Source organism: Actinomadura roseirufa, assembly GCF_900659635.1.
GTDB lineage: Bacteria > Actinomycetota > Actinomycetes > Streptosporangiales > Streptosporangiaceae > Spirillospora > Spirillospora roseirufa.
Genome location: NZ_CAACVB010000332.1, coordinates 1 through 7,386 on the forward strand (window position 1 = coordinate 1; position 7,386 = coordinate 7,386).

Annotated in this window: 9 protein-coding genes and 1 pseudogene; 4 read left to right on the forward strand and 6 right to left on the reverse strand. The window is 74.9% G+C overall.

The annotated features are described in order from the left end of the window. From E1291_RS42700 to E1291_RS36920, 4 genes are all read left to right on the forward strand, one after another. The coding region (locus E1291_RS42700) for a hypothetical protein (RefSeq protein WP_165495475.1) at positions 1 to 190 on the forward strand (190 nt) is incomplete at its 5' end. A gap of 36 nt (positions 191 to 226) precedes the next feature. Next, the gene (locus tag E1291_RS36910; protein WP_131742693.1) at positions 227 to 1,537 is read left to right on the forward strand and encodes a polysaccharide deacetylase family protein; all 1,311 of its coding nucleotides are present in this window, start codon (positions 227 to 229) and stop codon (positions 1,535 to 1,537) included. Continuing rightward, on the forward strand, positions 1,534 to 2,319 hold the full coding sequence (locus E1291_RS36915; RefSeq protein ID WP_131742694.1) for a polysaccharide deacetylase family protein: 786 nt from the start codon (positions 1,534 to 1,536) through the stop codon (positions 2,317 to 2,319). The genes E1291_RS36910 and E1291_RS36915 overlap by 4 nt, the downstream gene beginning before the upstream one ends. A gap of 3 nt (positions 2,320 to 2,322) precedes the next feature. Continuing rightward, the gene (locus tag E1291_RS36920) at positions 2,323 to 3,099 is read left to right on the forward strand and encodes a hypothetical protein (RefSeq protein WP_131742695.1); all 777 of its coding nucleotides are present in this window, start codon (positions 2,323 to 2,325) and stop codon (positions 3,097 to 3,099) included. Here E1291_RS36920 and E1291_RS36925 read toward each other — a convergent pair. The 6 genes and pseudogenes from E1291_RS36925 to E1291_RS42705 all read right to left on the reverse strand — a co-directional run. Next, entirely contained in the window at positions 3,096 to 3,602 is a 507-nt protein-coding gene (locus tag E1291_RS36925) for an HAD domain-containing protein (protein ID WP_207401136.1), read from the reverse strand. The two genes, E1291_RS36920 and E1291_RS36925, sit on opposite strands and share 4 nt — an antisense overlap. 44 nt (positions 3,603 to 3,646) lie before the next feature. Further along, positions 3,647 to 4,621 carry a YncE family protein gene (locus tag E1291_RS36930; protein ID WP_131742697.1) on the reverse strand — a complete coding sequence of 325 codons (975 nt, stop codon included), beginning with the start codon at positions 4,619 to 4,621 and terminating at the stop codon, positions 3,647 to 3,649. 143 nt (positions 4,622 to 4,764) lie between these two features. Further along, positions 4,765 to 5,844 carry a galactose-1-phosphate uridylyltransferase gene (gene galT, locus E1291_RS36935; RefSeq protein WP_131742698.1) on the reverse strand — a complete coding sequence of 360 codons (1,080 nt, stop codon included), beginning with the start codon at positions 5,842 to 5,844 and terminating at the stop codon, positions 4,765 to 4,767. A gap of 36 nt (positions 5,845 to 5,880) precedes the next feature. Then, on the reverse strand, positions 5,881 to 6,495 hold the full coding sequence (locus E1291_RS36940; protein ID WP_131742699.1) for a GTP-binding protein: 615 nt from the start codon (positions 6,493 to 6,495) through the stop codon (positions 5,881 to 5,883). Further along, positions 6,476 to 6,853, reverse strand: coding sequence for a DUF742 domain-containing protein (locus E1291_RS36945; protein WP_131742700.1), 378 nt, complete (start codon positions 6,851 to 6,853; stop codon positions 6,476 to 6,478). The genes E1291_RS36940 and E1291_RS36945 overlap by 20 nt, the downstream gene beginning before the upstream one ends. Before the next feature lie 6 nt (positions 6,854 to 6,859). Further along, positions 6,860 to 7,386: pseudogene (locus E1291_RS42705) on the reverse strand (hypothetical protein); the annotation flags it as partial.

Sequence of the window (7,386 nt, forward strand, 5' to 3'; positions counted from 1 at the left end):
GGGCGCGCGGGACGTCCGGATCGAGGTGCGCGGGAACCGGCTGCTCGTCCGCGTCGCCGGCGCCGCGCCGGTGCGCGCCGCGCTCGACCCGCTGCTGGCCGGCGGCGGCGTCGCGTTCGAGATCGCCGCACGCAGTCGGCACACCCTGGTATTCCACCGCCCAACGCTAGGCCCGCTCCGTACGGGCTGACCCGTCCGGAGCACTGCACAACCCTTGGAGTCCACCATGCCACCCCCCTCCAGAACCATCGCCCTCCTCGTGTCCCTTCTCGCGTCCCTGATCGCGGTCCCGGCCCTCGCCGCGGCGCCGGCCGGCGCCGCGACCGGCACCGTCGTCTCCCTGACCTTCGACGACGGCGCCCAGGACCACTACGACAACGCCCGCCCGGCGCTCGACGCGCACGGCATGAAGGGCACCTTCTACATCAACAGCGGGCGGGTCGGGTCGTCCGGGTACATGGACCGCACCGAGATCGCGGGGCTCGCCGCGGGCGGGCACGAGATCGGCGGGCACACCATCAGCCACGCCGACCTGCCCACGCTGGCCACCGCGGAGCAGCAGCGGCAGGTGTGCGACGACCGGGTCGCGCTCCTCAACATGGGCTTCACCGTCAAGAACTTCGCCTACCCCTACGGCAACGCCGACAGCGGCGTCGAGAAGGTCGTCCGGGACTGCGGCTACAACAGCGCCCGGACGGTCGGCGGCGTCGTCTCCCCCGGCTCGTGCTCCGGGTGCGGATACTCCGAGACGATCCCGCCCGCCGACGCGTACTTCACGCAGACACCGGACTCCATCAAGACCGGCACGACCGTGGCCGACCTCAAGGGCTATGTCACGCAGGCGGAGAACCACGGGGGCGGCTGGGTCCAGCTCGTCATCCACCACGTGTGCGAGGGCTGTGACGACACCTACGCCGTCAGCCCGACCACTCTGAACCAGTTCCTCGACTGGCTTCAGCCCAGGGCCGCGCAGGGCACGACGGTGAAGACCGTGGACCAGGTCATCGGCGGATCCCTCCAGCCGCCCGTCCAGGGCCCGCCCTCACCGCTCACCGTCCAGAACCCCTCGCTGGAGGCCGCCACCAACGGCGTCCCGAACTGCTTCCAGCTCGGCGGATACGGCACCAACACCTTCACGTGGACGCGCACCAACGACTCGCACACCGGCCAGTACGCCGAACGCGTCGACATCACCGCCCGCACGGACGGCGACCGCAAACTCGTCACCCGGCAGGACGCCGGGACCTGCGCGCCAGCCGCCTCACCAGGGCACACGTACAAACTCGGGGTCTGGTACAAGGGGTCGTGGGGCTCCGGTGTCACGACCAAGATGAGCATCTACTACCGCAACGCCGCCGGCGTCTGGACGTTCTGGACCAACGGTCCCACGCTCGCCGCGACGAGCACCTGGCAGCGCACGCTCGTCACCACCCCCGCCGTCCCCGCGGGCGCGACCAACCTCAGCTTCGGCGTGGCCCTGCCCGGCGTCGGCTCGCTGACCGTCGACGACTTCACCCTCACGGACGAAGGACCATGATCAGGAGAGATCGCACCCGGACGGCCGGGGCCCCGCGCCCCGGCCGTCCGGCCCTCCGGCGCCACCTGACCGAGCTCGGGTTCGGCGTCCTCGCGCTCGCCGCGATCGTCCCCCTGGCCCGCGGCGCGCTGCTGCCCGCCGAGAGCCGCGCGCAGACCCCCCGCGCCCGGACGGTCGTGACCGACGCCATGCTCCGCCCGGCCTACCCCGCCAACCCCTGCCGCGCCGGCCGCGTCGCGCTGACCTTCGACGACGGCCCCGACGTCTACACGCCGCAGATCCTGACGGTGCTGCGCGCCTACAAGGCGCGGGCGACGTTCTACATGATGGGGAAGAAGGTCGCCGCGCGCCCCGACCTCGTCCGGGCGGTCATCGCGGACGGCCACGCCGTCGAGAACCACAGCTGGGACCATCCGCACATGGCCGACCTCGAACCCGCCGCCATCCGCCGCCAGCTCGCCGACACCTCCGCCGCCATCGCCGCCGCCGGCGCGCCCCGCCCGACGCTGTTCCGGCCGCCGTTCGGCAACACCGGCCCCGCCGTGAACGCCGAGGCGCGCGCGCTCGGCATGCGCGTCGTCCGCTGGTCGGTCGACACCAACGACTGGCGGGGCCGCGCCCCCGCCGACATCACCGCCACCGTGCTCGGCAAGGCCGCGCCGGGCGCAGTCGTCCTCATGCACGACGGGGTCGCCGCGTCCGCGTCCACGATCCGGGCGCTGCCCGGCATCATCGACGGGCTGCGCGCCCGCGGCTTCTGCACATCCTCCTACGCGGAGTGACCGATGACCCCGCGCCGGCTCCTGCTCACGGTCTCCGCCGTCATGGCCGCTCTCACGGCGGCGGGGGCGGCCTGGTACCTGACCCGCCCCGGTGACGCCGCCGCCTTCGTCCCCGGGACGTCCGGCCCCGACCGCCTCCTCACCAACGAGTACGCCCACTGGAACCCGCGGGCGGCCGACGCGCGCCGGTCCCCCGACTGGGACGTGACCAGCGGCTCCCTCTACGTCCGCGGCGGCGCCGGCTGGTCCGGGCCGCCCGACGCCGCCACCCCGGACGCCCGCTCGTCCACCGGGACGGGGTCGAGCGTCTTCCGGATGAACTCCCGCCGCGCCGACTTCACCGACGTCCGGGTGACGCTGCGGCTGCGCGTCCTGCGCCTGATCGACACGCCCCGCACCCCGCCGGTCCCCACCGACGGCGTCCACGTCATGCTCCGCCGCCACGACCCCACCCGGCTGTACGTGGCGTCCCTGCACCGCCGGGACGGCCTCCTGGTCATCAAGAAGAAGCTGACCGGCGGCACCGAGAACGGCGGCACCTACACCACCCTCGCCCAGACCCGGTACCCGCCGCCGCGGCCGGGCGCCTGGGAGCCGTTCGAGGTCACCGTCACCGGCACGTCCCGCGTCACGATCACCATCACCCGGCAGGGCCGCACCCTGCTCAGGGCCGTCGACGACGGGCGGCACGGCCCCACGATCGCCCGGCCCGGCTCGATCGGCCTGCGCGGCGACAACTGCGAGTTCGCGTTCGCCGACCTGCGCGCGGAGCCCCGCTAGAACGCGCCGACACGCCCTCGGCCGCGCCTGCGGCCCGCCCAGCGCCACAGCCCGTCCACCTGGCGCCGGGTCAGGCCCCGCGCCGCGTCCACCCGGACGAGCCGCACCGCGCGGCGGTGCCGCAGCGCCTGCCGCCGGACGGTGAACGGGATGACGTCGTCCACCCAGGCGAACGACCGCCCGTCCGCGTGCCGCAGGATCGGGGCCCACTTGCGCATGCGCGGCAGCTGCAACAGCGGCACGCGCGGGTCGCCGGGCTCCGGCTCGTAGCCGGAGAAGTCCACGTGCGGCAGCTCAGGCAGGCCGAGCCGCGAGCCGATGTACTGGTTGGCGTGCTCCTCCCACGTCGTCGCCCACACCAGGTCGAGCCGCCCAGCCAGCTCCCGCAGCCACGCGCCGTGCTCGGGCGACAGGCGCACGGTGAGCCGCCCGACCCGGTGCTCGGTGAAGCCCGGGGACGGCTCGTCGGGATTGAGGACGCCGTCAACGTCCAGGTAGAGCACGGGCCTGGCCCCCGCCCGTGACCCCGGCGGCGGAACGCCCCCCATCAGAGGGCCGCGGGGCAGCGGTACAGGCCCCGGTCGGTGGCCGCGACCAGGGTGCCGTCGGAGGCCAGGGCCAGGTCGTTGACCGGCGCGGGGACCTCCAGGCGGCGGTGCGGCGCGGTGGACGCGGTGTCCCAGGCCAGCAGGGCGCACGGGTCGTCGCGGTCGTCGGCGACGACGAGCAGCGACCCGTCGACGGACGCGGCGGCGACCCGCTCACAGGACACGGTGGTCTCCAGCGCGGCGACCCGCTCGCCGTCCAGGCGGCGGACGAGGACCTCGCCGCGGCCCGGCTGGACGAGGACCGCGCCGCCCGGCCCGTGCAGGAACGCCGCGTCCGGGGAGCCCTCGGACGGCAGCGCGGCGACCTCCTCGCCGCGCTCCACGTCCAGGACGCTGACATGGCGGGCGCCGGGGGCGCCGTCCTCCGCGTCCTCGGCCCGGTCGGTGTCGCGGGTCAGCCCGATGAGCGGCCCGGTCGCCGGGACGCCGTGCAGGACCCGCCGCTCGATCGCCGACCAGTGCCCGAGGAACACCCCGCACTCGCCGAGCCGGTGCCCGGTGCGCGCGTCCCACACGACGACCTCGGCGCCGTGCGCGGGACCGAAGACGGCGACGACCGCGCCGCGTCCGCCGTGGACCGCCAGCCCGACCAGGTCGGGGTGGACCGCCCGTCCGGGCTCCAGCGCCAGCTCGGCGCCGCTGCGCAGGTCGTGCACGTGGAGGCGGTCGCGGTGGGTCCAGGCGACCACCGGCGACGCGCCGTCCGGGCCGGGCAGCACGCCGAACGCCCAGTCCTCGCAGAAGCCGGGGAGGGCCGGCCCGAACGCCGCGCCTGCGGCGGCGTCCCACGCCTGCCCGAGGTTCGCGCCCTCCCCCGCGCGCGCGGCGAAGACGAGGGGGGCGCCCTCGGCCGCCGCCGCGACGCTCTCGAACGTCCCGGCCGCCAGCAGGTCCGCCCGCACGCTTTCCGGCATGCGACGGAGCGTAGGCCACGCCCGTGAGATCGTTCCAGCGGGTGCCGAAAAAGCGGTGACCGCCCCCCGCGCCCGCGCGCAACGACCCCGGGACGGACCCCGCCCCGCCAGGCGCCGGTGTCTCTAGGTGACGGTCCCCTGCGTCAGAACGCCTCGCGGAGGGCGGCGGCGCCCCGTTCCGGGGGGACGTCGTTGATCCAGGCGGCCATGCCCGACTCGGACCCCGCCAGGTACTTGATCTTGTCGGCGGCGCGCCGGACGGAGAACAGCTCCAGGTGCAGGCGGACGAGGTCGCGCCCCTCGCCGACCGGGGCCTGGTGCCAGGCCGCGACGTACGGGAGCGGCGCGCCGTACAGGGCGTCGCAGCGGCGTAGGAGGTCCCGGTAGAGCACGGCCAGCTCGTCCCACTCCGCGCCGGTCAGCGCGACCAGGTCGGGGACGTGCCGGTGGGGCATCAGGTGCACCTCGACCGGCCAGCGGGCCGCGGCGGGGACGAACGCCGTCCAGTGCTCGCCCGCCCGCACCACGCGGGGGCCCGCGCGCTCGGCCGCCAGGACCCCGGCGAACAGCTCGCCGCCGGTGGCCGCGCGGTGCCGCGCCGCCATGTCCAGCATCCGCTCCGTGCGCGGCGTGACGAACGGGTACCCGTAGATCTGGCCGTGCGGATGGTGCAGCGTCACGCCGATCTCGACGCCTCGGTTCTCGAACACGAACACCTGCGCGATGCCGGGCAGCGCGGACAGCTCGGCGGTGCGGTCCGTCCACGCCTCGATGACGGTGCGGACGCGGGAGAGGGGCAGCAGCGCCGTCGACGCGCCGTGGTCGTCGGTGAAGCACACCACCTCGCAGCGCCCGGCGCCGCGCGCCCGCGCGAAGACCGCCGCCCCGTCCACCCTCGGGGACACCTCGGGCGTGCGGGCGTCGAAGGAGGGGAAGCGGTTCTCGAACACCGCGACGTCGTAGGCCGGGTCGGGGATCTCCGAGGCGGGGCCTCCCGGGCACAGCGGGCACCGGTCGGCGGGCGGCAGGAACGTGCGGGTGTTGCGGTGCGCGGTGATCGTCACGTGGTCGCCGGTGAGCGGGTCGCGGCGGGTCTCGCACCGCGGCTCCACCGCCGGCAGGCCGCGCGGGTCGAGCACGGGCACCCGGCCGGCGGTCTCGTCGTAGTAGACGATCTCCCTGCCGTCCGACAGCCGGGCGCGCGTCCGCGTGACCTTGGGCACCGCGTCACCTCCCGGGCCTCGCCGCAGCCTAACCCGTCAGACGGCCCCGACGCCCTGGCTCTCCCTCCGGTGGACGGTCAGGACGTGCCGCATCAGCGTCGTCAGCACCTCCTTGCCGGACGCGCGCTCGCGGACGTCGCAGAGCACGACCGGGATGCCGTCGCTGAGGTCGAGCGCGTCGCGGATCTCGTCGGCGCTGTAGTCGTAGCCGTCCTCGAAGCAGTTCACGCCGACCACGAACGGCAGCCCGCGGTTCTCGAAGTAGTCGACCGCCGGGAAGCAGTCGGCGAGGCGGCGGGTGTCGGCGAGCACGACGGCGCCGAGCGCGCCGTAGGACAGCTCGTCCCACATGAACCAGAACCGGTCCTGACCGGGCGTGCCGAACAGGTACAGGACGAGGCCGTCCCGGATCGTGATGCGGCCGAAGTCCATCGCGACGGTGGTCGTGGTCTTCTGCTCGACGCCCTCGGTGTCGTCGACGCCGACGCCCTGGTCGGTGAGCAGTTCCTCGGTCTGCAGCGGGCGGATCTCGCTGACGGCGGCGACCAGCGTCGTCTTGCCGACCCCGAATCCGCCCGCCACGAGGATCTTCACCGCGACCGGGGCGGCGACGGCGGCGCCCGCGCGGCTTTCAGAGGGCTTGGAGACCATGGAGCACTTCCCTGAGCAGACGTTCCTTGGAGAGCGCGCTCTCCGGCTGGGGGCGGTTCACGGCGATGAGCCGGTGGTGCAGGAGGTCGCCGAGCAGGACCCGGACGACGACCAGGGGAAGTTTCATGCGTGCGGCGATCTCGGCGACGGGCTGCGGTTGCAGGCACATCTCCAGGATGTCCAGATGCTCGGGGCCGATGCCGGGCGAGCCCGAGCGGGGCCGGCCCGCCGTCGACACGATCGTGATCATGTCGAAGCCCTCACCGGTGGCGGGTCTGGCCCGTCCCCGTGTCAGGGCGTAAGACCGGACGATCGGCCCGGCCTCCTCGTCGATCCACTCGTTGCCCGGACCGCTCATCGACCGTCACGAATCCTCGGTATCGAGGGCCTCGGCGCGGCCGCGCCTCGTGCCCTGCTGGATGGACGACATCATCGACCTCAGTTCCTCGGGCGAGCGGTCGTCGCGCGGCTCCAGAGCGGTCGGAGCGGGCGCGGTCTCCTCGCGCAGCTGCGTCGCGAGGTTCTCCTGCCGGACGCGCTTGGGCAGCACCGGGCGTTCGCGTCCGCTCGCGCCCGGCGTCCGGCGCCGGACCTCGCGGGGCGAGCGCGGCAGCCGCTGCGGGGGCCGTGCCTGCACCGGTGCCTGCTGTGGTCCCTGCGCCCCGGCCTGCATGCCCATCTGCTCCGCGTCGGCGACGGGCGCGGGGGCGGGGGGAGCGCCCTCGCGGTGCTCCCCGCCCGGCCCGGCGGCGTGTCCCGCGCCGTTGCGCTCGCCGGGTCCCTCGCCGGGCTGCTCGCGCGACGCCTCTTCTCCCCAGGGCGACGGCGTCCACCGCCGCCCGGCCGGCGGCCCCTGCACGGGCTCCTCGAACACCGGGCGGGGACCCGGCT